Annotated in this window: 25 protein-coding genes, 4 tRNA genes and 1 pseudogene; 16 read left to right on the top strand and 14 right to left on the bottom strand. The window is 67.8% G+C overall.

Features of this window, described 5'->3' with window-relative positions; genetic code table 11:
• Positions 1-12: 12 nt before the first annotated feature.
• The 3 genes from Q1K09_RS01800 to Q1K09_RS01790 form a co-directional block, all read right to left on the bottom strand.
• Complete coding sequence (locus tag Q1K09_RS01800) at positions 13-672, bottom strand: NAD(P)-binding domain-containing protein (RefSeq protein ID WP_300342701.1); 660 nt, start codon at positions 670-672, stop codon at positions 13-15.
• A gap of 49 nt (positions 673-721) precedes the next feature.
• Entirely contained in the window at positions 722-1,180 is a 459-nt protein-coding gene (gene rlmH / locus Q1K09_RS01795; RefSeq protein WP_300342700.1) for a 23S rRNA (pseudouridine(1915)-N(3))-methyltransferase RlmH, read from the bottom strand.
• Positions 1,181-1,271: 91 nt separating this feature from the next.
• Positions 1,272-1,362 (bottom strand) — tRNA-Ser (locus Q1K09_RS01790).
• A gap of 179 nt (positions 1,363-1,541) precedes the next feature.
• On the opposite strand from Q1K09_RS01790, the gene Q1K09_RS01785 reads away from it, so the two are divergent.
• Positions 1,542-2,621: an NADH:flavin oxidoreductase/NADH oxidase gene (locus tag Q1K09_RS01785; protein WP_300342699.1), complete on the top strand. Its 1,080-nt coding sequence runs from the start codon at positions 1,542-1,544 to the stop codon at positions 2,619-2,621.
• Between the two features lie 49 nt (positions 2,622-2,670).
• Here the strand turns inward: Q1K09_RS01785 and tadA are convergent, their stop codons facing one another.
• The gene (gene tadA, locus Q1K09_RS01780) at positions 2,671-3,144 is read right to left on the bottom strand and encodes a tRNA adenosine(34) deaminase TadA (protein WP_300342698.1); all 474 of its coding nucleotides are present in this window, start codon (positions 3,142-3,144) and stop codon (positions 2,671-2,673) included.
• A 60-nt stretch (positions 3,145-3,204) separates the two neighbouring features.
• On the opposite strand from tadA, the gene upp reads away from it, so the two are divergent.
• The 3 genes from upp (at position 3,205) to Q1K09_RS01765 (ending at position 5,340) form a co-directional block, all read left to right on the top strand.
• The gene (gene upp / locus Q1K09_RS01775) at positions 3,205-3,840 is read left to right on the top strand and encodes a uracil phosphoribosyltransferase (RefSeq protein WP_300342697.1); all 636 of its coding nucleotides are present in this window, start codon (positions 3,205-3,207) and stop codon (positions 3,838-3,840) included.
• A 144-nt stretch (positions 3,841-3,984) separates the two neighbouring features.
• The gene (locus Q1K09_RS01770) at positions 3,985-4,782 is read left to right on the top strand and encodes a winged helix-turn-helix domain-containing protein (protein WP_300342696.1); all 798 of its coding nucleotides are present in this window, start codon (positions 3,985-3,987) and stop codon (positions 4,780-4,782) included.
• 27 nt (positions 4,783-4,809) lie between these two features.
• Complete coding sequence (locus tag Q1K09_RS01765; RefSeq protein WP_300342694.1) at positions 4,810-5,340, top strand: histidine phosphatase family protein; 531 nt, start codon at positions 4,810-4,812, stop codon at positions 5,338-5,340.
• 11 nt (positions 5,341-5,351) lie between these two features.
• Here the strand turns inward: Q1K09_RS01765 and Q1K09_RS01760 are convergent, their stop codons facing one another.
• From Q1K09_RS01760 to Q1K09_RS01750, 3 genes are all read right to left on the bottom strand, one after another.
• A complete protein-coding gene (locus Q1K09_RS01760; RefSeq protein ID WP_300342693.1) occupies positions 5,352-7,202 on the bottom strand; it encodes a DUF2207 domain-containing protein in 1,851 nt (616 codons plus the stop codon).
• 146 nt (positions 7,203-7,348) lie between these two features.
• Positions 7,349-7,762, bottom strand: coding sequence for a hypothetical protein (locus Q1K09_RS01755; protein WP_300342692.1), 414 nt, complete (start codon positions 7,760-7,762; stop codon positions 7,349-7,351).
• A gap of 14 nt (positions 7,763-7,776) precedes the next feature.
• Positions 7,777-8,028 (bottom strand): hypothetical protein, encoded by a 252-nt coding sequence (locus tag Q1K09_RS01750; RefSeq protein ID WP_300342691.1) that lies wholly within the window; start codon positions 8,026-8,028, stop codon positions 7,777-7,779.
• A gap of 491 nt (positions 8,029-8,519) precedes the next feature.
• On the opposite strand from Q1K09_RS01750, the gene Q1K09_RS01745 reads away from it, so the two are divergent.
• Together Q1K09_RS01745 and Q1K09_RS01740 are read left to right on the top strand one after the other, a co-directional pair.
• Positions 8,520-8,747 (top strand): ribbon-helix-helix protein, CopG family, encoded by a 228-nt coding sequence (locus Q1K09_RS01745; protein ID WP_300342690.1) that lies wholly within the window; start codon positions 8,520-8,522, stop codon positions 8,745-8,747.
• A gap of 2 nt (positions 8,748-8,749) precedes the next feature.
• Positions 8,750-9,016: a type II toxin-antitoxin system RelE/ParE family toxin gene (locus Q1K09_RS01740; protein ID WP_300342689.1), complete on the top strand. Its 267-nt coding sequence runs from the start codon at positions 8,750-8,752 to the stop codon at positions 9,014-9,016.
• Between the two features lie 300 nt (positions 9,017-9,316).
• On the opposite strand, the gene Q1K09_RS01735 is transcribed toward Q1K09_RS01740, so the two are convergent.
• Positions 9,317-9,390: transfer RNA gene (locus tag Q1K09_RS01735), tRNA-Arg, on the bottom strand.
• 328 nt (positions 9,391-9,718) lie between these two features.
• Here Q1K09_RS01735 and Q1K09_RS01730 point away from each other — a divergent pair.
• The 4 genes from Q1K09_RS01730 to Q1K09_RS01715 all read left to right on the top strand — a co-directional run bounded on the left by Q1K09_RS01730 (position 9,719) and on the right by Q1K09_RS01715 (position 15,780).
• Positions 9,719-11,578: a phosphoenolpyruvate carboxykinase (GTP) gene (locus Q1K09_RS01730; protein WP_300342688.1), complete on the top strand. Its 1,860-nt coding sequence runs from the start codon at positions 9,719-9,721 to the stop codon at positions 11,576-11,578.
• Between the two features lie 166 nt (positions 11,579-11,744).
• The gene (locus Q1K09_RS01725) at positions 11,745-12,590 is read left to right on the top strand and encodes an ABC transporter ATP-binding protein (protein ID WP_300342686.1); all 846 of its coding nucleotides are present in this window, start codon (positions 11,745-11,747) and stop codon (positions 12,588-12,590) included.
• 32 nt (positions 12,591-12,622) lie between these two features.
• Complete coding sequence (locus tag Q1K09_RS01720; RefSeq protein ID WP_300342685.1) at positions 12,623-13,621, top strand: iron-siderophore ABC transporter substrate-binding protein; 999 nt, start codon at positions 12,623-12,625, stop codon at positions 13,619-13,621.
• Positions 13,622-13,650: 29 nt separating this feature from the next.
• Positions 13,651-15,780, top strand: a complete 2,130-nt coding sequence (locus Q1K09_RS01715) for an iron ABC transporter permease (protein WP_300342684.1) — start codon at positions 13,651-13,653, stop codon at positions 15,778-15,780.
• Positions 15,781-15,829: 49 nt separating this feature from the next.
• On the opposite strand, the gene Q1K09_RS01710 is transcribed toward Q1K09_RS01715, so the two are convergent.
• The gene (locus Q1K09_RS01710; RefSeq protein ID WP_300342683.1) at positions 15,830-17,233 is read right to left on the bottom strand and encodes a phosphomannomutase/phosphoglucomutase; all 1,404 of its coding nucleotides are present in this window, start codon (positions 17,231-17,233) and stop codon (positions 15,830-15,832) included.
• 62 nt (positions 17,234-17,295) lie between these two features.
• On the opposite strand from Q1K09_RS01710, the gene Q1K09_RS01705 reads away from it, so the two are divergent.
• Complete coding sequence (locus Q1K09_RS01705; RefSeq protein WP_300342681.1) at positions 17,296-18,129, top strand: hypothetical protein; 834 nt, start codon at positions 17,296-17,298, stop codon at positions 18,127-18,129.
• A 39-nt stretch (positions 18,130-18,168) separates the two neighbouring features.
• On the opposite strand, the gene Q1K09_RS01700 is transcribed toward Q1K09_RS01705, so the two are convergent.
• A tRNA-Ser gene (locus Q1K09_RS01700) sits at positions 18,169-18,254 on the bottom strand.
• 91 nt (positions 18,255-18,345) lie between these two features.
• On the opposite strand from Q1K09_RS01700, the gene Q1K09_RS01695 reads away from it, so the two are divergent.
• The gene (locus Q1K09_RS01695) at positions 18,346-18,789 is read left to right on the top strand and encodes a hypothetical protein (protein ID WP_300342679.1); all 444 of its coding nucleotides are present in this window, start codon (positions 18,346-18,348) and stop codon (positions 18,787-18,789) included.
• Here the strand turns inward: Q1K09_RS01695 and Q1K09_RS01690 are convergent.
• The 4 genes from Q1K09_RS01690 to tmk all read right to left on the bottom strand — a co-directional run bounded on the left by Q1K09_RS01690 (position 18,789) and on the right by tmk (position 21,917).
• Positions 18,789-18,861 (bottom strand) — tRNA-Thr (locus tag Q1K09_RS01690). The two genes, Q1K09_RS01695 and Q1K09_RS01690, sit on opposite strands and share 1 nt — an antisense overlap.
• A 96-nt stretch (positions 18,862-18,957) precedes the next feature.
• Positions 18,958-19,944, bottom strand: coding sequence for a universal stress protein (locus Q1K09_RS01685; RefSeq protein ID WP_300342677.1), 987 nt, complete (start codon positions 19,942-19,944; stop codon positions 18,958-18,960).
• A 108-nt stretch (positions 19,945-20,052) separates the two neighbouring features.
• A complete protein-coding gene (locus tag Q1K09_RS01680; RefSeq protein ID WP_300342675.1) occupies positions 20,053-21,228 on the bottom strand; it encodes a DNA polymerase III subunit delta' in 1,176 nt (391 codons plus the stop codon).
• Entirely contained in the window at positions 21,225-21,917 is a 693-nt protein-coding gene (gene tmk / locus Q1K09_RS01675) for a dTMP kinase (protein ID WP_300342673.1), read from the bottom strand. Before tmk ends, Q1K09_RS01680 begins: the two co-directional genes overlap by 4 nt.
• An 81-nt stretch (positions 21,918-21,998) precedes the next feature.
• On the opposite strand from tmk, the gene Q1K09_RS01670 reads away from it, so the two are divergent.
• The 4 genes and pseudogenes from Q1K09_RS01670 to Q1K09_RS01655 all read left to right on the top strand — a co-directional run.
• Positions 21,999-22,310 carry a DUF2516 family protein gene (locus Q1K09_RS01670; protein ID WP_300342672.1) on the top strand — a complete coding sequence of 104 codons (312 nt, stop codon included), beginning with the start codon at positions 21,999-22,001 and terminating at the stop codon, positions 22,308-22,310.
• Positions 22,311-22,349: 39 nt separating this feature from the next.
• A complete protein-coding gene (locus tag Q1K09_RS01665; RefSeq protein ID WP_300342670.1) occupies positions 22,350-23,096 on the top strand; it encodes a phosphoglyceromutase in 747 nt (248 codons plus the stop codon).
• Positions 23,097-23,403: 307 nt separating this feature from the next.
• Positions 23,404-23,973 (top strand): type IV toxin-antitoxin system AbiEi family antitoxin domain-containing protein, encoded by a 570-nt coding sequence (locus Q1K09_RS01660; RefSeq protein WP_300342669.1) that lies wholly within the window; start codon positions 23,404-23,406, stop codon positions 23,971-23,973.
• 15 nt (positions 23,974-23,988) lie between these two features.
• Positions 23,989-24,379, top strand: a pseudogene (locus Q1K09_RS01655) (hypothetical protein); the annotation flags it as partial.

The raw sequence follows: 24,379 nt of genomic DNA, 5'->3' as shown, positions 1-24,379 counted from the left end.
GGGCAGCTGGGCTCAGCCGGCGGCGCGCAGAATATCGTCGCGGCGCAGCGGACGGTTGAACAGCGGGCCGTCGGGCTCCATCAGTCGACCGGCCGGAAGGCCGCCGACTGAGACCGGGTCGAACCCAGCGCGCACCAGCAGCCCCATGACCAGCCCGCGGGCGTCGTCGTCATCAGAGGCCACCGCCAGTGCGCGGCGCTGAGCCAGCGGCAGGTCCGGTTCGGCTGCTTCGGGAAGCTCATGGTGGGAGATGTGGTTCAGCGCCTTGACCACGCGGGAGTCGGCGAACCGGCCTGCGATGGCCATGGAGGTAGGCAGCTGCTCGTCGACGGCGGCCTGCAGCCAGCCCGGCAGCAGCTCGTCCTGCCACCGGTTGGTCGCATCGATCAGCACGCATCCGGCCGCCCATTCGGGCTCGACCTCATCGAGCTCCTCCTGCGGGACGGCGAGCACCACCGTGCCGGGGCCGAATCTGCGGGTTCGGTCGGCCACCTCGGCGGGCCAGACCGCCTGGGCTCCGGGAGCGTAGATCTTCAGGTGGTGGCGCAGCGCCTTCGGTGCTCGAGTGGAGCAGATGTCCACGGCGATGCCGGCGGCCAGCAGTGTGCGGGCGATCGCGGTGCCGGCGCGGCCTGCGCCGAGGATGCCGATGACGGGCTGCTCTTGCTCCACAGCACCCTATTGTTCCACTGGGTGCCGATGTCCTGCGGCGACCTCGTCCTCAGCTGTGGTGGTAGGGCCTGCCGCCGGCGATCTCCTGGGCGCGGTAGAGCTGCTCGGCCAGGATCAGCCGCACCAGCTGGTGGGGAAAGACCAGCTTGGAGAGGCTCCAGGTGAAATCCGCGCGGCTGCTGAGCTCGGAGCTGACTCCGTAGGCCCCGCCGATGACGAGCACCACCTCGCGGCCGGAGTCGAACTGCTTCTGCAGGTGGCTGGCCAGGGCGGGGGAGGAGAGGTTGGTTCCGCGCTCATCGAGCAGGATCACATGCTGGTTCGGGCGCAGAGTCCGGAGGATCTTTGCGGACTCCTCGGCGCGGGCGGCGTCGTCGGCTTTGGACGAGTGCGGCAGCAGCCTCCAGCGCAGGTCGAAGGGTCTGCGCAGCCGTTTGGCATAGCGCTCAATGCCCTCAGTGACCCAAGATTCGTGCTTCTTGCCGACGGCCACCACGGTGATGCTCATAGCCGTTCAGCCTACGGCAGCCCACCAGTTCGGGAGAGGAAGGAGCCCCCGCCAGGAGGTGACCTGGCGAGGGCTCGCACGTCGATCGACTTGGCGGTGGAGGTGGGATTTGAACCCACGGTAGGGGGTTACCCTACACAGCATTTCGAGTGCTGCACCTTCGGCCGCTCGGACACTCCACCTGTGCGCGAAAACGCGACAACCCATCCTATCAGCTCCGCCGACGCCGACGCGCCGCCGCGGTTCTTGAGCCAGCCCACCCCGAGGACGGGTCAGGAATGAATTGGGCTGGTGCGCGTTGCTCACCTGCGGAAGGCCGAACTCCCGGCCTGAGAGTCCACCTCCCGGAAAGGACCCCTGTATGCGGCCACAGCTCTTCGAGCCGATCACCCTGCGCAGCCTGACCGTGCGGAACCGGATCTGGATCCCCCCGATGTGCCAATACTCCGCCGAGGCCTGCGACGGAATGGCCACCGATTGGCACATGGCTCACCTCGGCTCGCTGGCTCGCGGCGGAGCAGGAGCAGTGATCATGGAGGCCACCGCCGTCACCCCGGAGGGCCGGATCTCGCCCCAGGACACCGGGCTGTGGAACGACGAGCAGGCAGAGAAGCTGCAGCCGGTGGTGGATCTGATGCACGCCCAGGGCGCTGCGGCGGGCATCCAGCTGGCCCATGCCGGCCGCAAGGCCTCCACGGCCCGACCTTTCGGCGAGGAGGGGCGCAGCGGAAGCCTTACCGCTGACCAGGGCGGATGGAGCACACTGGCGCCCTCGGCTGTGGCGTATCCAGGACTGGCCGAGCCGGGGGCACTCACCGGCGACGGGATCGCCGCAGTGGTGCAGGCCTTCGCCGATGCGGCCCAGCGGGCGGTGCAGGCCGGCTTCGACCTGCTGGAGATCCACGCCGCCCACGGGTACCTGATCCATGAGTTCCTCTCCCCGCTGAGCAATCTCCGCGACGACGACTACGGCGGTGACCTGCGCGGCCGAGCCCGGCTGCTGCTGGAGGTGGTCGACGCCGTCCGGGCGCGCGTGGGGGAGAAGGTGCCGCTGCTGGTGCGGGTTTCGGCCACCGACTGGGTTGAGGACGGACTGGATGTGCAGGACACAGTGCAGGTAGTCACCTGGCTGCGGGACCACGGTGTGGACTTGATCGATGTCTCCAGCGGGGGCAACGCCCCAGCCCGGATCCGCACCGGCCCGGGATACCAAGTCCCCCTGGCCGCGGCCATCCGCGAACAGACCGGCGTCCCGGTGGCCGCCGTCGGGCTGATCACCGATCCCGTGCAGGCCGAGCACATAGTGGGCACCGGTCAGGCCGATGCCGTGCTCATCGGACGGGCCGCCCTGCGCAATCCGCACTGGCCGCTGGAAGCAGCCCGGCAGCTCGGACACCACCCCGAGGAGATCCCCGGCCCCTACGAGCGCGCCTACCGGTGAATAACCGAGCCGCCGCGGCGCATCCGTGCTGCCGGGTGCAGCCACCTGCTCAGCGGCGGGCGGTGAAGAAGTCCCGCAGCACCTGAGCGCACTCCTGTGCGCGCACGCCCGGGTGGACCTCCACCCAGTGGTTCAGCCGCGGTTCGCGCAGCACATCGAACACGCTGCCGGCCGCACCGGCCTTCTCATCCCAGGCGCCGAAGATCACCGCGGCAATCCGTGACTGACTGATCGCCCCGGCGCACATGGGGCACGGCTCCAGCGTCACCGCCAGGCTGCAGCCAGGCAGCTGCCATGTGCCCACCTGGTCTGCGGCCTGACGCAGCGCGTTGAGCTCGGCATGCCCGGTGGGGTCGCCGTCGCGCTCGCGGGTGTTGTGCCCCTGGCCGATGATGCGTCCGTCCGGGCTGATCACCACCGCGCCCACCGGCACGTCCTGGGAGTCGGCGCAGCGGCGGGCCTCCTGAAGGCAGCGGCCGATCAGCTCATGCTGAGCGGCGGGGTCCCGGACGGAGAACTGCATACAGACAAGACTACGGCCCGCCGGCGTCGGCCGGTTCTGCACGCCGGTAGGCTGGTGGCCATGCGTGTACATGCCGTGGAGCACCCCCTGATCAACCACAAGCTGACCCAGCTGCGCCGGGTGGAGACCACTTCCAACGCCTTCCGGGACCTCACCCGGGAGCTGGTCACCCTGCTGGCCTATGAGGCCAGCGAAACCCTGGACACCGAGCCGGTGGAGATCCAGACGCCGGTGGCTGCGATGACCGGCACCCGGCTTGCCGGTCCGAAGCCCCTGGTGGTCCCGATTCTGCGCGCCGGGCTGGGAATGCTCGACGGCATGACCGCCATGATCCCCACTGCGGAGGTCGGTTTCCTGGGGATGGCCCGCAATGAGGAGACGCTGGACATCGTCACCTATGCGGAGCGGCTTCCCGAGGACCTGACCGGCCGGCACGTCTTTGTGCTGGACCCGATGCTGGCCACCGGCGGGACTTTGGCTGAGGCGGTGCAGTTCCTCAAGCGCGCCGGAGCGGCAAAAGTCACCTGCATCTGCCTGCTGGCCGCCCCGGAGGGCATCGAACGGCTCGAACGCGAAGTCAGCGACCTTGACATCAGCCTCTACGTAGCCGCCATCGACGAGCGGCTCGATGAGAACGCCTACATCGTCCCGGGCCTCGGCGACGCGGGGGACAGGCTCTACGGCCTGGCCGAATAGCAGGTGGGAAATATCACACCTGGGCGCGCATATCTCACTATCCGGAATATTTGGGCTTATGTTACTTGCGTTCGTCAAATATTACGGACATGCTGAGAGGGCCCAACCGCCCGGCCGCAAGCCAGGAAAGTAGTCACGATTCATATGTCCGCACCGCTGAGTCAGGCCCAAAATCCAGGGTACGTCCACGTTTCCGTGCGAAACGCGGCCCGGCGTGCTGAGCTGGCTCGGCGCATGCGCAACGGCTCCGCAAACGGCAGGCGCGCGTCCGGCGGCCAGTCGGAGACTGCTCCGATGCCGGTGGTCGGCCCCCAGGGCCCCGGGCAGGTCGTGCCCCCGGACGTAGTGGCCCGCGGATTCGTCATCTACGTGGGCCTGGATGAGGACACCGCCTCGGCTGCGGGTACATCCCTGCACCGGATGGCCACCGAACTGCGCGACTATGTGGAGCACATCGCCCCGGAGTCTCAGGTGCACATCGCCATGGCCATGGCCTCCGCCGCCGCCGAAGGCACCGATCTGGAGGTGGTGCGCCAAGCACTGGGCGACCCCACCGTGACCAAGCGCAGCGGAGAAACCCCGCTGCAGCAGCCGGCCCCGGCCGCCCCCTCGAACTCCGGAGTGCTCATCGACCTGGCCCGCCGGGAGGTCAAGCTCGACGGCGAAAGCCTGAACCTGACGTACAAGGAGTTCGAGCTGCTGAACTACCTGGTGGACAACTCCATGCGCACAGTGGGGCGCCAAGAGCTGCTGAAGACCCTGTGGCGCAACGTCGACGTCGACCAGATGCCCAACGAGCGCACCATCGACGTGCACATCCGGCGGCTCCGCTCCAAACTGGGCCGGCTGGCCAATACGGTGCGCACAGTGCGCGGCCAGGGCTACCGCTTCTACGAGCACCCGGAGGTCACCGTCTGGGCGGCTCCGGAATACTCCATCTGAGACACTCCAGGCTGCCTGCTGACACCCATGCCTGAGAGCAAGACCCTGCTGATCCTGCGGCACGCCGAGGCCGGGCAGAGCTTCACCGGAGACGACCACGCGCGCACCCTGACCCCTCGGGGCCAGCACCAAGCCCGCGACGTCGGCCGCTGGCTGGCCGAGCACGGCCCCTGGCCGGAGATGACCATCGTCTCCGGCGCCATGCGGACCCGGCAGACCTGCATCTGGATCGGTTCCGAGCTGGGGGAGAAGGCTGCCACCCCCTCGCTGGAGGACCGGCTCTATCTGGCCGACGCGCGGACCATGTGCTCGGTGATCAACCAGACCCCGGAGACGGTGCAGACGCTGCTGGTCATTGCGCATATGCCCGGCGTCCAGCAGCTGAGCATGGAGCTGGCCAGCGTGGACTCGGATGAGACGGCCGTGCTGAGTATGGCTGAGCATTGGCCGCCGGCGGGACTGGCGCTGTTTGAGTACGACGGCGACTGGGCCGAGCTGGACGGCCGGGACGCGCAGCTGCGCCTGTTCCGCCCCGCTGAGGAGCCTCCGGCCGGCTAGCCGGGCGGGCTTCAGCGGCCGGCCACACCTCCGCCGCCCATGGCGCCGCCGCTGAACCCTCCGCCGGAAAAGGCGCCGGCTGAGGAACCCGCATGGGCGGCTCCCACTGAATTGGGCAGCGTCGCGATCAGCACTGCCCAGGACCCGGAATTCAGCCCCCCGGTGCTCCTTCCGGTCACAGAGCCGCCGTGGACGTCGCTGGCGTGCTGATCCATCAGCTGGCCCCACTCTTCGCCGTGACCCAGAGCCATGGCATAGGGCAGCAGCGCGGTGATCTGCGCCGGGTCAGCGGGCTGGTCGGCCTGGGTGCTGCGACTGCTGCGCAGGTAGAGATCCAGCCCGCGCAGCTGCTCGTAGTAGGCCCGGCCCAGGGCGGTGCGTGAGGTGGTGGCCTGCGCGGTGCACAGCTGAATGATGAGCATGATCAGGAAGAATCCAGCAGCCACGCCGCCCAGATAGCCCACCGAGTCCGGCAGGGGCGAGGCCAGCCCGAAGATGGCTACGAAGCCTGCCAGCAGCAGGCCGGCTGCTGCGATGGCCAGCCAGCCGTCCATCGCCACCGCCGCCATAGGACGCTCCAACAGCCGGCGGTCATCGAACTTCTTGCGAACCTCCTGGACCGCTGCCTGCTGGGCCGAATGGAACTCCTCACCCAGCTCTGAGGCGACGACGGTGGTCTTGCCGGCGAACATCCCGGCCAGCAGGTCCGCCTCCCAGGACCGCAGCTCATCGGCGCCGGCAGGCTCCCTGCGGTGCAGCAGCCAGTCTTCGGCATCATCCTCACCCCGGGTGGTCTGCTCCAGGGACAGGTGCCCGCGAGCCGCAAGGTCCACCACGGTGAGGCTGAGCAGGTCGGCAGTCTGGGCGCTCGCGCTCTTGTGCCACAGCATGGCCGCCTCCACCGGGCTCAGATCGGCCGGCGGCTCGGCCCGCAGCTGCGGTTCCGGCTCGTGGGTCAGACGCGCAGTGGCCAGCTGGTCCCGCTGGTCCGGGGTTGGCAGCTGCCCGGGCTGCAGATCCGGGTAGTGCCAGTCCCGGCCGCGGCGCAGACGCAGGGCGGCGAATCCAGCCAGCAGCGCCGCGGCCGCAGCGCCGCCGGGCAGCCAGACTGAGCTGACGGCAGACCACGTGCGGTCTGCTGCAGGGGCGATCTGATGGCCCCACTGGGCCAGCGCGGTGGGTTCGCGGTAGATCGCGGCATCGGCGGGGAAGGTTCCTTCAGGGAAGGAGACCTCAACGACTTGACCCTCTCCCGGGGCGAGGTCCTCGGCCACCAGAGTGACGGTAGTGCCATCGTGCTCGGCCGAGCAGCTGGTGAGGCTCTCCGGCTCACCCTGGCGGCAGTGCGCCTGGAGTATTTCTGCAGGGCCGGTGACCGTGGTGACCACCCGTTCGTGGGGCACCTCAGCAGAGGGGCCGGCGGCGAACCAGCTGATCCCCTCCGGCAGGACGGCCCCGTCAACCTGATAGCTGAGTTCGTAGGTCTGCACTCCGCTGCGCGTCTGATCCGAGTCATCGGGAGCGCCGAGGCTGAGCAGAAGCTCGTCGCCGTCTTCGTCGACTTCCACAATCTCCGCCGGGGCGCCTGAGGGGCTGTCGAAGGTGAAGTCGGAGAACTCGAAGTGGTAGCTGCCGCCGTCGTCGGCCTCCTGCTCTTGGACCAGGCTGCGGTAGAACCCCAGGCCCTCCCGCTCCCCGAAATCCCACTGGTAGGTCTCCGTGACGTGCATGGTGCCGGAGTCATCCAGCTCGATCTCCACCGCGAGCTCCCGCACCACGTCGTCCTCCGGATCCAAGCCGCCGGCGGTGAGCATTCCGGCGGCAGAGCTGAGGGCGATCAGGGGAATCAGGGGTCCACTCATAGCATTCACAGTAGGTCGCGCAGGGCGCGTGGCCATCAGCCTTGAGGAGGATTCAGAGGCAGTTGAGGCGCCCTGCCTCAGATGTGCGGCCCGCCCTCAGGTGCGGCGGCGCCCGTGCCGTGCCGCAGCTGCCGCGGCGCAGCTACCTAGTCGCTCAGGTGGGAGAGCATCTCCTCACATGTCTGCTCCGGCTCCCAGGTGGCGCGGGCCCGCGACTGCTCCCACGCTGCCCGATAGGCAGCTTGGTCGGTCATCTCGGGAGTCCGCACAATCGTGCTGGTTTCAATACCTTCACGGCATTCGTGAAACTCCTCGAAGCGATCCCATGTGTGGACCTCGATGAAGTCCGGATGGCATTCCGGGTCCGGCAGCGGATCCCCGGGTTCCCAGTCCTGAGGCCAGCCGGCCGGCTCGCGGCCGGCGTGAGCTTCCAGCGCGGCCGGGTCCGTGCATTCAACGACGTACTCGTTCGCCGGATCGAGGGCCTCCACCTGCTCCTGGGTCAACGGCGGGGGCCCTTCGCTCACATAGACGGTGTCGATATCTAAGCCGTCCGGCACGTCAACGCCCTCAGCTACGGTGGCGCGCTCCTGACCGTCAGGCAGCCCTCCTCGGAACTGCCGGCTGTCTCGGCCGTCGCTGCTGGCGCGGCCGCGTCGCCTGCTCCGGGGCGTGCGTTGCCGGGTGACAGGACAGACACCAGCATCACCAGTGCGGCAGCGGCTGCGGCCACGATGCCGAGACCGGTGAGGACCCGCAGGGTCTTCTTGCGCGCCGGCGGTGCGTCGTCGTCGTGGGCGGCGTAGTTCGATTGCATCCCAGGCATTGCTCAGGTCTCCTTCAGGGTGCGGTGAGACTGAGCATAGGGGCTGGGGCGGACAGCCGAGAGCCCCACGAGCACGACGTCTGCGCCTTACTGGGCGCTGATCGGCATCTCCATGGGTGATCAGCCGTAGGCGGGCCGCCAGCGGAAGAGCCGCTTGGGAGTAATGTGGGGAGACTTTGGGAACATGGCCCGGCGAGTCCCCTCATCTTGCTTCTTCAGTGGTGCGTACATAGGGATTCGAACCCCAGACCTTCGGTTCCGTAGATCGTTCGGGGCGTTCTGCTGACCTGGCGGTTCACGGAACTCTCAGGTCAGAGCGCCCATCAGGGCGTAGCAGGGGTGACTATTTTGGAGTGCTTCCGGGACGTGTGCTCACTAGCGGGCTGAAGCGCCCGCCGAATCCCGCGGGTGCAGTCCCTGCTGTGTATGGCGCGGTGATGCCGGTGATGAGACACTAGGAACACCTGAGTCTGACAACTACGGAGCCTGACATGTCTACCGTCCTGGATTTCGACCCTGAGACTGACGCACGCCTAGAGCGCATTGCAGCGCGTACCGGCCAGTCGAAGAGCGAGCTTGCCCGGGAACTGGTGACTTCCCACATTGCAGAGCTTGAAGAGGCTGCTGAGCTGCGGGAACATGTCGAAGCGATCCGGCTTGGTGAGGTGCCCACCGTCTCAGATGAAGAGCTGGGGCGGCGTCTCGGGCTCGATGACTGAGCATGTCGAAGTGGGAACTTCGCTATGGTCCCCGGGCTGATAAGGCGCTGGGGAAGCTCGATAAGCCGGTAGCCAAGCGGATTCGTTCGAAGCTTCAGCGGCTCACAGAGTTAGACGATCCCGCCGATGGGCTGAAGCCTCTTGCCGGGCCACTGGTAGGCCTGTACCGACTCAGAGTCGGTGACTGGCGCGTCCTGGTGGACGTGCAGCGCGAAGCGCTGGTGATTGTCGCCGTGGAGATAGACCACAGGGGAAGCATCTACGACTGAGCCCGGCTACTTCCGCCGGCCATCGGGCCGCAAGCCGTAGACCGTTGCGGCCTGCTCTATGTATCCCTCGGGCCGTAGTCCCAGCTTCCGGCGGTGAGCATGGCGGCTCAGCCAACGGGCTCTATGTCGGGACTCTGGGCCCGCAAAGGCTGGACCGGCAGGCCGTGACACGCCCGAGCCAGCAACACGTTTATGGCCTATAACCCCAAAAACCTGGCGAGCGCGCCAGAGCATGCGAAAACCCCCAGCCTTCAGCCTGTTTAGCCTTCTGACCAGGGGTTTTGTGTTCAAGTAGATCTGTGCGCCCATAGGGATTCGAACCCCAGACCTTCGGTTCCGTAGACCGACGCTCTATCCAGCTGAGCTATAGGCGCGTGGCTTCCAACATCGCAGTGATCCGCGTTGTGGACTTAGACGACTATACAGCCCCGCACCGCCCCCAGCAAATCCCTGCCGCCGGCGCGAACGCCCTGGATATGCGGAGTGAAATCCATCACATTTCGGCATGCGTCCATGTGCCGGTGACGAAACCCGGTTACAGTGGGCACGTCTGCTTCATCCCGCCGACCGGTGAGATGCGCATACAGTCCGGTGCGGACAACGTGGTCCGCGCTTCAGCGTTCCGGGCGCTGAGCTGTGGCGCATCAGTGCCGCCGGTGCGAGGCAGAGCCGAACAACCTGTACCCAATGGAGGGAAACACAGTGACCACCGTTGCAACGGCGCCCGGTGATGGCAAAACCCTCTCTGCCGCGATCGCAGAGAACGCCCCCACACGGCATCAGCCTCTGATCGACTTTGTCCGCAGCATCGCCGAGCTGACTCAGCCCGATGACGTCCACTGGGTGGACGGCTCCCAGCAGGAGTACGACCGCCTGACCGACGAACTCGTCGAGGCCGGCACCCTGACCCGGCTGACCAGCCCGGACTTCCCCAACTCCTTCGCCGCCTTCTCTGACCCGGCCGACGTCGCCCGTGTCGAGTCGCGGACCTTCATCTGCTCCGAGCGTGAGCGCGACGCCGGCTTCACCAACAACTGGGTGGACCCCTCCGAGATGCGCCAGACGCTTCAAGGTGTCTTCGACGGCGCCATGCGTGGACGCACTATGTACGTGATCCCCTTCGTTATGGGTCACCTGGAGGCCGACGACCCCAAATTCGGGGTGGAGATCACTGATTCCGCCTACGTGGTGGCCAGCATGCGGATCATGGCCCGCATCGGCACCGATGTGCTGCGGAAGATGGAGGAGCTGGACGCATTCTTCGTCCCCGCCGTGCACTCAGTGGGCGCACCGCTGGAGCCTGGCCAGCAGGACGTGCCCTGGCCCTGCAATGAGGAGAAGTACATCGTCCACTTCCCGGAGACCCGGGAGATCTGGTCCTACGGCTCCGGATACGGTGGCAACGCGCTGCTGGGCAAAAAGTGCTACGCGCTGCGGATCGCCTCAGTGATGGCCCGCGATGAGGGCTGGCTCGCCGAGCACATGCTCATTCTGAAGCTCACCAGTCCGGAGGGACGCAGCTACCACGTCTCCGGGGCCTTCCCCTCGGCCTGCGGCAAGACCAACCTTGCGCTCATCGATCCCACGCTTGAGGGTTGGAAAGCCGAAACCCTCGGCGATGACATCACCTGGATCCGCCCCGGTCCCGACGGCGAGTTCCGCGTGGTCAACCCCGAGGCCGGCTACTTCGGTGTGGCTCCGGGCACCGGCTGGCACACCAACGCCAACGCGATGCGCGCCATCGCCAAGGGCAACTCCATCTTCACCAACTGCGCGCTCACCGACGACGGCGGCGTCTGGTGGGAGGGGATGACCGAGGAGCCGCCGGCCCACCTGACGGACTGGCAGGGCAATGACTGGACTCCTGATTCCGGGCGGCCGGCCGCCCACCCCAACGCCCGCTTCTGCACACCTATCGACCAGACCGACATGCTGGCCGATGAGTACTTCGAGCCCAACGGCGTGAAGCTGGACGCCATCCTCTTCGGCGGGCGGCGCAAGACCACCGTGCCGCTGGTCACCGAGTCCCGCGACTGGAACCACGGCATCTTCTTCGGTGCAACGCTGAGCTCGGAGACCACAGCCGCCGCCGAGGGGCAGGTCGGCACAGTGCGGCGGGACCCCATGGCGATGCTGCCGTTCATCGGCTACGACGCCGGCGACTACCTCAACCACTGGGTGGAGGTCTCAGGCAAGGCTGACCCGGATAAGCTGCCGAAGATCTTCCTGGTCAACTGGTTCCGCCGCAACCGCGACGGCGGCTTCGCCTGGCCCGGATTCGCTGAGAACACCCGCGTGCTGAAGTGGATCGTCGAGCGGATCGAAGGGCGCGGCGAGGCCGTGGAGACCCCCATTGGCTACACCCCGACGCCTGAGGCCCTCGATCTGAGCGGCCTGGACGTGTCGGATGCCGATATTGAGGACGCCCTGAAGGTCGACCCGCAGGAGTGGAGCGAGGAGCTGGCCGACATCGAGGAGTGGTTCTCCCGCTTCGGCGAATCCCTGCCGGCCTCCATCCGCGAGGAGCTCGACGAGCTGCGCAGCCGGGTTCAGTCCGCCTGACAGTCCCCGCAGAGGGCCGGGAAGCGCGGTGCTTCGGCGCCGCAGCTCCCGGCCCTTTCGGCTGTGCGCAGGAGACGCTGCGGCGATGCGTCAGAGCGCCCGACCAAAAAAGTGTTAGGTGAACCTATGCTGCATTGGGTAATATGCAGCTGTGCAAAAAGTTGAGATGACTCGGGCAGCCACCTTCCACGGTCGCGACGTCACCGTCTCCTACGGCGAGCAGCAGATCGTTCACGGGGTCGACGTCGACCTCATCCCCGGAGCCGTCACTGCCCTGATCGGTCCCAACGGCAGCGGCAAAACCACCCTGCTGCGAGGAATGTCCCGCCTCACCGCAGCTGAGGGAGCCCTCGCCCTCGACGGTGAGGAGCTGAGCTCCTTCTCCCCGCGCAGCTTCGCCAAGCGCCTGACCATACTGGCCCAGCAGCGGCCCACTCCCTCCGGTCTGACGGTGGCCGAAGTGGTGGAGCTGGGCCGGCATCCCCACCGAAGCCGCTTTGGGCGTACGGATCCCGGCGGGGCCGAGGCAGTGCAGCGCGCCGTGGCGCTGACCGGTCTGGAGCAGCTGAAGCACCGCCCGGTCTCCGAACTCTCCGGCGGACAGCTGCAGCGCGTGTGGCTGGCGGCCTGCCTGGCCCAGCAGACGGATGTGCTGCTGCTGGATGAGCCCACCACGTTCCTGGATCTGAAGCACCAGATGAGCCTGCTGGACCTCATCCGCGAGCTCGCCGACCTGCACGGCTTGACCATCGGCGTGGTGCTGCATGACCTGGAGCAGGCCGCCGACATCGCTGACCACGTGGTGCTGCTGGACGAAGGTCGCGTCGTCGCCGCCGGAGCCCCAGAGACGGTGATGACCTCCGAGCTGCTCAGCGAGGTCTACGGGGTGCCGATCCAGGTGGCGCCCATGCCTGGCGGCGGACTGGCGGTGCGCGCCCAGCGGGCCGGGCGCCGCGGCGCCCACCAGGAGAAGCTCGCCGAGTTCGCCGCCGCAGCACCGGCAGCTGCCTGACACCATCACCGACCTGCTGGAAGGACAATCACATGACCCTGACCACCTCTGCTCCGGTTCGCTGGCTGCTGGCGGCCGCGGCGCTGAGCACCTTGGCGCTGACCTCCTGCGGAACCACCGACGTAGACGGAGGTGACCAGGAATCCGACCCGGCCGGGGAGCCCATCACCGTCACCGATTACGCAGGCGAAGAGGTCACCCTGGAGGGGCCCGCTCAGCGGGTGGTCACCCTGGAGTGGGCTCAGACCGAGAACGTGGAGCTGCTGGGCGGCAACCACGTGGGTATGGCGGATCTGGAGGGCTACCAGGCCTGGGCCTCGGCCGCCGAGGTGGATGACGACGTCGTCGACGTCGGGCTGCGCACCGAACCCAGCCTGGAAGCCATCGGGCAGGCGAACCCCGACCTGATCCTGGGAGTGGAGGGGTCTGTTCCGGACGGCCTGCGCGCCGACCTGGAGGAGATCGCCCCGGTGGTGCTGCAGGAGCCGGCCGACGCCTCCGACCCGCTGGGACATATGGAGCGCACCTTCTTCCAGACCGCCGAGCTGCTGGGCGCCCAGGAGCGCGCCGAGGAGATCTGGGCCGACTATGAGCAGACCCTCGATGCGGCCGGCCAGCAGATCGCCGACGCCGGCGCTGAAGACACCCCGTTCGTGGTGCTCTACCCCTCAGTGGAGGGCAACACCGCGACCTTCCGGATGCACGGACCTGGGGCGTTGGCCAGTGCCGTGGGTGAGGAGCTGGGACTGAGCACCGCCTGGGAGGATGAGGGAGATCCCGAATGGGGGATCAGCACCTCCGACGTCGAAGGGCTGATGGCGCTGCCGGAGGACACCGAAGTCTTCTGGTGGACCGCCTCCACTGAGCCGGAGAACCCCTTCGCGCCCCTGGAGGACTCCGCTGCGTGGAACTCCCTGAGCTTTGTGGAGCAGGAGCGGATGTACCCGGTCGAGCGCATCTGGATCTACGGCGGCCCAGGCTCTGCCATGCAATGGGCCGAGTACGTCTCTGAGACTGTCGCCGGCAGCTGAGCGCAGACGCCGCGCACCGACCCGCTGACGTGACACAGACCCCCGACGCACTGGCCGCCGGCCGCACGGCAGCTGCTGAGCGGACCACCCCCGCGCGGGCACGTGCGGCGGTGCTCACCGTGCTGGTCCTTGGTGTGGCTGTGCTGGTGCTGCTCAGCGCAGTGCACCTAACCCAGGGAACATCCCAGGCCACTGCCGGCCAACTGCTGGGAGCCCTGCTCAGCGGTGACGATCCGCAGCTGGCAGGCATCGCGGTGGACTCCAGGCTGCCCAGACTGATCGGCGGCGTGGCCGTGGGGGCCGTGCTGGGGGTTTCCGGCTGCGCGCTGCAGGCCATGACCCGCAACCCGCTGGCCTCCCCGGACACACTGGCGGTCAACGCCGGAGCGCATCTGGCTCTGACAGCGGCCGCGGCCTTCGGCATCAGCTTGCCGCTGATGAGCTCGGCGACAGTGGCCTTCACCGGGGGCTTCCTGGCCGCCGGGCTGGTGCTTGCGCTGACCGGGTTCTCCGAGTCCGCGCCCATCCGGCTGGTGCTGGCCGGAACTGTGGTGGCGATGGGGCTGGCCTCGGTGACCGCAGCTCTGCTGATGATCTATGCCCAGTCCACCCAGGGCCTCTTCCTCTGGGGCGCCGGCACGCTGAACCTCTCCGGCCTCAATGGTGTGCTGCGGCTGCTGCCGGTGGTGCTGGCCGCGGCGGCCGTGCTGGTGCTGCTGGCCCGCTCTACCGATGTGCTTTCCCTGGGCAGCGACACCGCGCAGTCCATGGGAGTCCGGGTCACTGCGGTGCGCGCCGGGCTGCTGGTCTGCTCGGTGCTGCTGGCCTCCTGCGCAGTGACCATGGTGGGCCCGCTGGGCTTCGTGGGACTCTGCGCCCCCGCCATCGTGCGGCTGCTCTCCACACGGGTGATCCGCTTCGGCCGCTTCGGCTGGGCGCTGGCCGGCTCCGCACTGCTGGGGGCTCTGATCGTCATCGGAGCCGATGTGGGGGTGCGTGCGGTCTTCCTCGACGGAATCTTCGGCTTCACCGATCCCAGCCTGGCCGTGGGCATCCCCACCGGCGTTGTGACCTCCCTGCTGGGCGCGGGATTCCTGGTGGTGCTGGCTCTCCGGATGCGCAGCGCAGGCGGAAGCCAGGAGATCAGTGCAGTGGGGGTGCCCAGCGCGGTCCGGCTGAGCCGGCGAGTCACCGTGCTGGTGGTCAGCTGCACGCTGCTGGTGGCCCTGGTGGTGGCCGGCATGCTGCTGGGGGACTGGTGGCTGCGGCTGGGAGACGTGCTGCTGTGGCTGGGCGGCGAGGCGCCGCGGAGCATCGAGATCACCCTGGACTTCCGTGCCCCGCGCGTGGCCGCGGCCCTGCTGGCCGGCGCTGCTCTGGCAGCGGCCGGGGCTCTGGTGCAGACGGTGACCCGCAATCCGCTGGCGGAGCCGGGAATCCTAGGGGTCGCGGCCTCCGGAGGCGCCGGTGCCGTCATCGCCCTTATTGTGCTTCCCACCGGATCGGCCTGGACGATGTCCGCCGGTGCGGCCGCCGGCGCAGTGCTGGCCGGACTGATCGTCTTCGCGCTGGCCAGCTCCCCGGCAGGGAGCCCGGAGAAAGTGGTGCTGGTCGGCATCGGGGTGATGACGGCGGCCCAGGCGGTCACTCAGCTGCTGATCGCCACCGCGCATCCGCACAACCAGGCGATGGCGATCTCCTGGCTGGGAGGCTCCACCTTCGGCACCGCCTGGCGGGACCTGGGGCCGCTGGCTCTGATGCTGGTCGCCAGCCTGCCGGTGATGATCTTCCTGCGCCGCGAATTGGACCTGATCAGCATCGATGACATCACCCCGCGCGTGCTGGGCGTTTCCCTGCCCACTGTGCGCGGTGCCGCACTGACCGTGGCGGTGGTGCTCTCGGCCGCCTCAGTCACTGCAGTGGGAGTGATCAGCTTCGTCGGGTTGGCGGCTCCGCATGCCGCCCGCATGCTCATCGGCCGTGAGCACCGCTGGTTCCTTCCGATCTCCGCCCTCCTGGGAGCGGCACTGGTCTCGATCTCCGACACCTTCGGGCGCAGCGTCATCGCCCCGGACCAGCTCCCGGCCGGACTGGTGGTGGCCGTCATCGGCCCCCCGTACCTGCTCTGGCTGCTGAAGCGCTCCACAGCCAGGACCTGAGCCGCGACCGGCGCGCCAGCAGGACAGACCTGCGGGGGCGCAGCCGGCCTCAGGCGCTGCGCACCAGCTGCAGCACCTCATCCCGTACTGCGGACATCAGCTCCTCGGTGCGGCCCTCTCCGTTGAAGCGCAGATACGGCTCGGTGTTGGAGGGCCGCAGGTTGAACCACCAGCTGCCGTCGGCGGCGCTGACCGTCACCCCGTCGAGCCGCGAGACCTCCACCTCACGGTCTGCGAAAGCGTCCACCACCTGCTCCATGGCCGCGGCCTTGTCCTCCACCTCGGAGTTGATCTCCCCGGAGGCCGCGTAGGGACTGTACTCCGCCGCCAGCTCTCCCAGGCCCCGGTCCTGCTCACCGAGCGCGGCCAGTACATGCATGGCCGCCAGCATCCCGGTGTCAGCGTTGAAGAAGTCCCGGAAGTAGTAGTGCGCCGAATGCTCTCCGCCGAAGACCGCCGACTCCTCGGCCATGACCGCTTTGATATAGGAGTGTCCGACCCGCGTCTGCACCGCACGGCCGCCGGCGCGCTCCACCAGCTCGGGCACGGCCTTTGACGTGATCAGGTTATGGATGATCACCGGCTGATGCTCACCGGAGGCCTGGGCGCGGGCAATCTCCCGCCGGGCCACCAGCGCGGTCACCGCGGAGGGGGAGACCGGTTCGCCTCGCTCGTCGATGACGAAGCAGCGGTCGGCGTCGCCGTCGAAGGCCAAGCCGATATCGGCACCGTGTTCGACCACAGCTCGCTGCAGGTCCCGCAGGTTCTCCGGCTCCAGCGGATTGGCCGGGTGATTCGGGAAGGTTCCGTCCAGCTCGAAGTACAGCGGGACGATCTCCAGCGGCAGTGCCGGCAGCACCGCATCACCGAGCACTGCGGGAGTGGTCTTGCCGGCCATTCCGTTGGCGGCGTCCACCACCACCTTCAGCTTCCGGATCCCGCTGAGATCCACCAATGAGCGCAGGTAGGCCGCATAGTCGGCCAGCATGTCCGCGGCGTCGGCAGAACCCGGCGTGCCGGCGGCCGGAATGTCACCTGAGCGCAGATACACCTGGGCGGCGTCGCGGATCTCCGACAGTCCCGTCTCCGCGCTCAGCGGTACCGCGCCGGCCCGGGACATCTTCATCCCGTTGTACTGGGCCGGATTGTGGCTGGCGGTGAATACGACCCCGGGCGCCTGCAGCTGCCCGGAGGCGAAGTACAGCATGTCGGTGGAGATCAGCCCCAGGTCTGTGACATGGGCGCCGCGGCGCGTGGCTCCCTCGCTGAATGCCTGGATGAACTCACCGGAGGAAGGGCGCATGTCCCCGCCCACCAGCACCTGCTTGCCGGACAGGTCCAGCACATCCACAAATGCAGCCCCCACAGCGCGCACTGAGTCTGCGGTGATGGTTTCGCCCACGATGCCGCGCACATCGTAGGCCTTGAACGATTCGGTCAGATCAATAGTCACCCGCTTATCCTACGGCGGACGCCGCCCTGCCGGATCCTGACGTATTGCGTAGACTGGCCCGCATGGAGATCCTGATGCTGGTGGCACTCGGTGTGCTGCTCTTCCTAGGCATCCGCATGCTGATGCAGCGCCAGGCGAGGAAGATGCACCACCGCCTGCAGGAGGAGATCACCGCCGACACGGCCCGCAAGGCCGCGTCGGCGCTCACCGATGAGCAGCACAAGGCCATCTATCAGGCCATCGCTGCCGAGGACGCCCGCCGCGCGATGACCCTGTTCAAGGAGGCCACCGGCGCGTCCGTGCGCGACTGCGTGGTGGCAGTCCAGGCGCTCTACCGCTTTCCGCAGCCGGCACCCTCAGAGATCCAGTTCGAAGAGGGCTTCAATCTCAACTCCGATGACGAGTCCCGAACGGACGTGGAGGAGGAGTACCTGGAGGACGCCATCGACCAGGTTCGCGGTGAGGTGGACAAGGAGCCGGAGGGACCGGTGGCCGAAGCCGACCCCCACACCGGAAAGATCCTGGGGGAGAACTCCGAGCAGGTGCCGGATATCCCCGGCGGCGAGCCGGAGAAGGCCGCAGATGACGACGACGTCGACGCGCGGGCTCGCGAGCTGCTGGAGCAGTCGGGCTTTGACCCGGACCAGGAGCTGACCATCCCGGAGGAGTGGGCCGCAGAGGAGGACGAGCAGGCCGGATTCCATCTGGAGGTCCAGCGCGGGGATGAGAAGATCACTCTCTCCCACGAGGATCTGGAGCCCTGGGTCCACGACCAGCTCTACGCGCTGCTGCGCGACGACCATGTGGATGAGGCCGCACAGCTGCTGGCTGAGCATTCCCCGCTCACCACCGACGAGGCCCACCGGTTCCTCGTGGTGTTCAAGAACCAGAGCTGAGAGCCGCCGTCGCGCTCCTGCAGAGAGAAGAATCCTGTGCGGAGCGGGTGGGATTCGAACCCACGGTAGGGGTTGCCTACAACGGTTTTCAAGACCGTCACCTTCGGCCGCTCGGTCACCGCTCCTGGAGGTCCGCCGCCTCAGAGGCGCAGCTCCGGACATCGACTATACGCCAGCTGAAGTGTGTTCTCGACTCGGCGGTAGACTCTGACCACTATGAAGCTGTTCACGCGCCGACGCCGGGCCAAGCGGCTGGAGAAGGAGCTGGGCACCGGCCTCTGGCGGCAGGCCCATGACCGCTATGTGCGGGGTCTGGATCGCTTCCACCAGATCCTCGACGGCGTGGAGGATGACGAAGTTCACAATCAGCTGGTGGTCATCGGTGATGAACTGGCCGACCGCCTCCCGCTGGTCTACTCGCTGTGTCAGCAGGCCCATCAGCGGTACCCGGCTACTGAGATGCGGGTCCCGGCGGGGGCGCAGATGCTGCATTCGGCGCTCTCTCGGGCTGCCAATCACTTGGCCACCACCGCGGAGGCGGAGGCGATGCTGCGGCTGAACCACGGGACCATCGAGGCGGTGCGGCACCGCGCCGATCAGGTGCTGCAGAATCTCAACGAAGCGGAGGCCGCACTCGGGGGCAAGACCCGGGAAATGTGAGCCTCCTACCGGATTTGAACCGGTGACCTTTCCATTACGAGTGGAATGCTCTACCAGCTGAGCTAAGGAGGCCTGCGCGCCTGTGTGGGCACGCGAGCATCTACTCTACCGCTCCGCTGACTGCCGCCGCCACTTCTTACGGGTCTGCCCCGGCCAGGTGTGCGCATCTCACCTGGCCGGGGCTTGCGCGGCGGCGTCCTCCTCTTCCACGCGAGAGTCCTCCACCGGTGGAACCACCATCACCGGCCCTGAGGCGTGCATGATGACCCCTGACGAGGTGGAGCCCAGCAGGGCGCTGGCCAGACTGCCGCGCCCACGGGTCCCCACCACCGTGAGCTGGGCGCGCTTGGTCTCCTCGCGCAGCACCTCCACCGGCAGACCATCAGCCAAGTACGGGGTGATCACCAAGTTTTCGAAGTGTTGAGAGAGCCACTGGACCTGCGTCTGCAGCCGGTCCTCCAGCTCGCGACGGCGCCGTTCGGCCTCCTCCTCGCGGGGCCCCAGTTCGGGGTACCAGAGCAGGGCTCCGTCCAACGGCGGTATAGCCATCACCACCCGCAGCGGCACCTGATGGTCCGCGGCCGCCTGCGCGGCGTGCAGTGCGGCGATCTTCGCACCGCGCGATTGATCCATCCCCACAGAGACTGGGCGGTCGTCCTGTGCGGTGAAGCGGTCCTGTCCCTCGGCGTGGTAGGGCTCGTAGGAGCGGTCCACGATCACCGTGGGGCAGCTGGCGTGGGCCGGCAGCGCAGAGGAGACTGAGCCGAGCACCCGGCCGATGAAACCGCCGCGGCCGCGGGCGCCCACCACTGCCACCTCCGCATCTGAGGAGTGGGCGACCAGAACGCCTGCAGCGTCGCCGTACTCCACGTGATAGTGCGCGTCGCCGGGAAAGTCCTGAAGCAGGTCGCGGGCCTCTTCCAGCACCTGCTCGGCACCCTGACGGGCCAAGGAGTCGCCGGTGACCTCCGTAGTGGAGTCGACGTAGCCGGAGATCAGCCGCGGGACCGTGAACGCCGTCATCACCGTCACCGGCAGATTCCGGCGCAGCGCCTCCACGGCGCCCCAATGCAGGGCCCGAATCGCATGGTCGGACCCGTCGAATCCGATCAGGATTCCAAGCGACTTGGTGCTTGAAGCCGACTGCGCGGACATGTCTGCCTCCTGCGGGGTAAGCCGGAGACGCCGTCGTCATCCGGCAGTTTCAGGCTAGCAGTGATGCACATCATAGTACAGGCTCAGCGGCGCCTGACGTGTGCGGAATCAGCGCAGGCGGTGACGGCGAGGGATCAGGTTCATCATCAGTGCCTCCATCGCCAGCTGGGCCGGCACATTCTGCCGGATCCTGATCCGCGCGTCGCTCAACGCATCCAGGCATGCCAATGACTGCTCCGGGCTCAGCGCCTCTGCCAGCTGCTCCAGATCACCGCGCAGATGCTCATTGATCAGTTCGGCGCCGGCCTGCAGCTTCAGGCTGAGCACATCTCGGTAGACGGTGGTCAGATCGATCAGCGTGCGGTCCAGCGAGTCGGTCACCGAGCGTTTGGCCCGGCGGGCGCTCTCCTCCTGCAGCCGTTTGAACTGCGCACGAAGCTTCGGCGGAATCTTCTCCTCCAGCTCCAGGCCCAGGCTGCGGCGCAGCCCCGCCTCCTCCTGAGCAAGCCGGGACTCGGCCTCGGCCTGCGCCTCCGCCTCGGCCACCGATACCAGCTCCGCGGCGGCCAGCACTGCCTGTGATGCCGAACGAACCCGGATGGGCAGAGAGACCACCTTCTCGCGGCGCTCGCGGGCCTCGGCCGAGCCCGCCAGTCGGCGGGCCACTCCAATATGGTTCTGCGCCACCCGGGCCGCGAACTCCGCCTGCTGCCGGTTGAGCCCGTCCCGGGTCACCAGCAGATCCGCCACCGCCTCGGTGGGCGGGACGCGCAGGCTCACGTGCCGGCACCGGGAGCGGATTGTGACCAGCACATCGGCCGGAGAGGGGGCGCAGAGCACCCAGATGGTCTGCGGGGGAGGCTCCTCAATAGACTTCAGCAGCACATTGGTGGCGCGTTCGGTCATGCGGTCGGCGTCCTCAATGACGATCACCCGCCACCGGGCGCCCTGAGGACGGTCCTGTGCAGTGCTGATCAGGTCCCGCACGTCTTCGATCCGGTAGCTGACGTTCTCCGTGGAGACCAGCGACACGGCCGGATGCGAATCCGAGGCCACCAGCCGGCAGGACCGGCAGCGTCCGCAGCCCTGACCTTCCGTGCAGTTCAGGGCAGCCGCGAATGCCCGTGCGGCATTCGACCGGCCCGACCCGGGGGGACCGGTGAACAGCCACGCGTGGGTCGGATTGGCCGCGGCGACCACCGAGCGCAACTGGTTGACCACGGCGTCCTGCCCGACCAGCTCGGCAAAGACGTCGTCGGCAGCGGTGGCGGTCTCGGTGCTCATGCGTCCTCCCGGACCGTGTATGGGTCTGCCGAGAGCAGCTCTGCCACGCGCTGACGGATCTGCTGCTGAATCGCGTCCACTTCGTCAGAGGCGTCCAGCACTACATACCGTGTCGGGAACCGCTCTGCGCGCTGGAGGAAGGCCTCTCGCAGTCTGGTGTGGAAGTCGGCTTCAGCAGACTCGATCCGGTCACCGGCGCTGCCGCCGTCGCGGGCTGCCCGGCGGGCCCTGGAGAGTTCAGGATCCACATCCAGCACTACGGTCAGATCCGGCGCCAGCGAATCGGTGGCCCACTGATTGATCTGCTCCACCGCCTCGACCCCCAGCCCGCGGCCGGCACCCTGGTACGCCAGCGACGAGTCGACATACCGGTCGCAGAGCACCACTGAGCCGGCGGCCAGGGCCGGTTTGATCTTCTGCTCCACATGGGCCGCGCGGGACGCGGCCATCAGCAGCGCCTCAGTGCGCGGATCCACCTCACCTTGGCCGTGCTCGAGCACCAGCGGGCGGATGCGTTCGCCGATCTCTGTGCCGCCCGGCTCGCGGGTGGCCAGCACATCGCGCCCCTGCTGGCGCAGCCAGGCCTCCAGCAGGCGCAGCTGCGTGGTCTTGCCGGCGCCCTCACCGCCTTCGAGCACTACGAACAATCCCCGGCGGGCGCTGGCAGAGGCGGGCGTGGAGCTGTTCACCCGTCCAGCCTATCGCCAGAGCACGTCATCCTGTGGGGCCGACCGCTCGGCCTGGCTGCGTCCGGTTAGGATGGAGCCATCATGCAGTTCGACACTTCATCCCCCTGGCAGTGGGCCTACGCGATCGAAATCATGCTCGGGCAGCTCTTCGCCCTGGGCTGCCTGATCCTGGCCGTCATCGCGCTGATCAAATGCGTCCCGAAGTCCGCACAGATGTTTGAGATGCGCTTCAAGCGCACCAAGGGCTTCTGGCTGGGGATGACCGGCGGCGCCTGCGCCCTGGCGTTCTTCGGATTCTTCGGCGCGGGACCCTTCGGACTGCTGTTCCCCGTCGCAGCGGCGTGCATGGCGGCGGTCTACCTCGTCGACGTCGACCCGGAAGTCTCCAACTAGCCCCCGCACCACAGCTGAAGAAAGGGACCGACCCGCACGATGGCCTATGACCTGATCCTGCTCCGCCACGGGCAGAGCGACTGGAACCAGAAGAACCTGTTCACCGGATGGGTGGATGTCGCGCTCACCGAGACCGGCCGTGCCGAGGCCGCCCGCGGGGGCGAGCTGCTCGCCGAGCATAAGCTGCTGCCCGACGTCGTCCACACCTCTCTGCTCCAGCGGGCCATCACCACCGCGCACCTGGCGCTGGAGACAGCCGACCGGCTCTGGATCCCGGTCAAGCGCAGCTGGCGGCTGAACGAGCGTCACTACGGCGCCCTGCAGGGGAAGAACAAGACCGAGATCCGGGAGGAGTACGGCGAGGAGCAGTTCATGACCTGGCGCCGCTCCTATGACACTCCGCCCCCGGAGATCGCCGATGACGATCCCTACAGCCAGAGCGGGGACCCCCGCTACGCGGACCTCGGCGACGACGCCCCCAAGACGGAGTGCCTCAAAGACGTCGTCGAGCGTTTCCTGCCGTACTGGGAGGCGGAGGTGGTGCCGGACCTGACCGCCGGCAAGACCGTTCTGCTGGCCGCCCATGGGAACTCGCTGCGGGCGCTGGTGAAGTACCTGGACGGAATCAGCGACGAGGACATCGCCGGGGTCAACATCCCCACCGGCATTCCGCTGCACTACCAGCTGGGGGAGGACCTGAAGCCGATCAGCACCGGCGGCACCTACCTGGACCCCGAGGCGGCTGCCGAAGCTATCCAGGCTGTGGCTAACCAGGGCAAGAAGTAGCGCCTCACCCGCATGAGCTGCAGCCTGCACGCCCGGGGTGCCCGCGCTGCTGTGCCCCCGACGTAGGGCACCGAAGTGCGCCTCGGCACCCTGCGCGCCCAGCGCCGCCCCTGCGCCCTGAGCGGGTTACGTGTCGCAAAGTGCTGAACTCGGCCATTTTGGCCGGGAGTTTGGGCCCTTCCGGCACGTGATGCGCCGGCGGTGGGGAGTGATGCAGGCGTGCACACAGGAAAGCGGGGGAGAGGCGGATATCCACAGGCTGTGGAATTCGCGAGCAGGGCCGTCGAATTCGGACCAATCTGGAGGTATGAGACCTCCGACGCCGCTTCCTGCCCCGCTTGTGGGCCGTACTTTCACCCGACGCCAGGCCTTAGAGCTGGGTGTGCCGCCCAAACGACTGCGGGCCCGGGACCTGGAACGAGTGGCCAGGACGACCTACCGTCACCGCGCCTCGCCCACGGGAGCCGATCCTCATCCGGAGGAGCACGGCTCAGCCCTCCTCGGGCCTGATGACGTCGAGCTGCTGCGAATGCTGTGCGCGCGTCCCACCGCGGTCCGGGCCAGCCACGTCACAGCGGCCCAGCTCTACCGACTGCCGCTGCCTCCGCAGTTCAGCCGCAGCCGGCCCTTTCACCTATCCGACCTGCATCACTCGCACTTCGGGGGCGGTGATCCCGAGACAGTGTTGCACCGGCTCGGTGAGGCGCCGGACCGGTCGCATACGCTCTGCGGCATTCCTGTCTCTCCGCCAGGCGAGCTGTTTGTGGAGCTGGCCCGGTACCTGACGGTGCCCGCACTGGTTGAGCTGGGGGATCAGCTGGTGCGCGTACCGCGGTCGGGCGTCGAGTCTAAGCAGAAAGCGTGGTGCACTCTGTAAGAGCTGAGGCTCGGCGTGAAGCGCGGCCGTCGGAGATGGGGCATCGAGCGGGCGAGGCAGGCGCTGGAGCTGGTGCGGGTCGGCGCGGACTCGGTGCCGGAAACGCGACTTCGGCTGGCCCTGATCGATGCCGGCCTGCCGGAGCCGGAGCTGCAGATCCAGCTTGACCCGCGTGATCGTCTCTCGCCCGTCGGCGATGCCGGCTACCGCAGGCCCAAGCTGGTGCTGCAGTACGAGGGCGAGCATCACTTCACTGCCGAGCAGCAGGCGCGCGACCAGTGGCGCAATGCCCAGTTCGAGCGCGCCGGATGGACTGTGGTGCTGGCTAATCGCGTGGATCTGCGCGAGGGGTTCGCCACCACCGTTCAACGGGTCCGGACCCTCCTGCAGAGGACCGACGGCAGGT

The organism is Nesterenkonia sp., from assembly GCF_029265375.1.
Lineage (GTDB): Bacteria > Actinomycetota > Actinomycetes > Actinomycetales > Micrococcaceae > Nesterenkonia.
Note: the sequence above shows the minus strand (reverse complement) of the source record. Positions and strands in the feature narration are given on the sequence as shown.

Bases quoted from the DNA above. Each gene is read 5' to 3' on its own strand.
- Q1K09_RS01720 (WP_300342685.1), top strand. From the start codon at position 12,623: ATGACCCTGACCACCTCTGCTCCGGTTCGCTGGCTGCTGGCGGCCGCG.
- Q1K09_RS01745 (WP_300342690.1), top strand. From the start codon at position 8,520: ATGTCTACCGTCCTGGATTTCGACCCTGAGACTGACGCACGCCTAGAG.
- Q1K09_RS01770 (WP_300342696.1), top strand. From the start codon at position 3,985: ATGTCCGCACCGCTGAGTCAGGCCCAAAATCCAGGGTACGTCCACGTT.
- Q1K09_RS01705 (WP_300342681.1), top strand. From the start codon at position 17,296: ATGGAGATCCTGATGCTGGTGGCACTCGGTGTGCTGCTCTTCCTAGGC.
- Q1K09_RS01765 (WP_300342694.1), top strand. From the start codon at position 4,810: ATGCCTGAGAGCAAGACCCTGCTGATCCTGCGGCACGCCGAGGCCGGG.
- Q1K09_RS01785 (WP_300342699.1), top strand. From the start codon at position 1,542: ATGCGGCCACAGCTCTTCGAGCCGATCACCCTGCGCAGCCTGACCGTG.
- upp (WP_300342697.1), top strand. From the start codon at position 3,205: ATGCGTGTACATGCCGTGGAGCACCCCCTGATCAACCACAAGCTGACC.
- tadA (WP_300342698.1), bottom strand. From the start codon at position 3,144: ATGCAGTTCTCCGTCCGGGACCCCGCCGCTCAGCATGAGCTGATCGGC.
- rlmH (WP_300342700.1), bottom strand. From the start codon at position 1,180: ATGAGCATCACCGTGGTGGCCGTCGGCAAGAAGCACGAATCTTGGGTC.
- Q1K09_RS01670 (WP_300342672.1), top strand. From the start codon at position 21,999: ATGCAGTTCGACACTTCATCCCCCTGGCAGTGGGCCTACGCGATCGAA.
- Q1K09_RS01685 (WP_300342677.1), bottom strand. From the start codon at position 19,944: ATGTCCGCGCAGTCGGCTTCAAGCACCAAGTCGCTTGGAATCCTGATC.
- Q1K09_RS01760 (WP_300342693.1), bottom strand. From the start codon at position 7,202: ATGAGTGGACCCCTGATTCCCCTGATCGCCCTCAGCTCTGCCGCCGGA.
- Q1K09_RS01680 (WP_300342675.1), bottom strand. From the start codon at position 21,228: ATGAGCACCGAGACCGCCACCGCTGCCGACGACGTCTTTGCCGAGCTG.
- Q1K09_RS01740 (WP_300342689.1), top strand. From the start codon at position 8,750: ATGTCGAAGTGGGAACTTCGCTATGGTCCCCGGGCTGATAAGGCGCTG.
- Q1K09_RS01665 (WP_300342670.1), top strand. From the start codon at position 22,350: ATGGCCTATGACCTGATCCTGCTCCGCCACGGGCAGAGCGACTGGAAC.
- Q1K09_RS01695 (WP_300342679.1), top strand. From the start codon at position 18,346: ATGAAGCTGTTCACGCGCCGACGCCGGGCCAAGCGGCTGGAGAAGGAG.
- Q1K09_RS01750 (WP_300342691.1), bottom strand. From the start codon at position 8,028: ATGCCTGGGATGCAATCGAACTACGCCGCCCACGACGACGACGCACCG.
- Q1K09_RS01660 (WP_300342669.1), top strand. From the start codon at position 23,404: ATGAGACCTCCGACGCCGCTTCCTGCCCCGCTTGTGGGCCGTACTTTC.
- Q1K09_RS01725 (WP_300342686.1), top strand. From the start codon at position 11,745: ATGACTCGGGCAGCCACCTTCCACGGTCGCGACGTCACCGTCTCCTAC.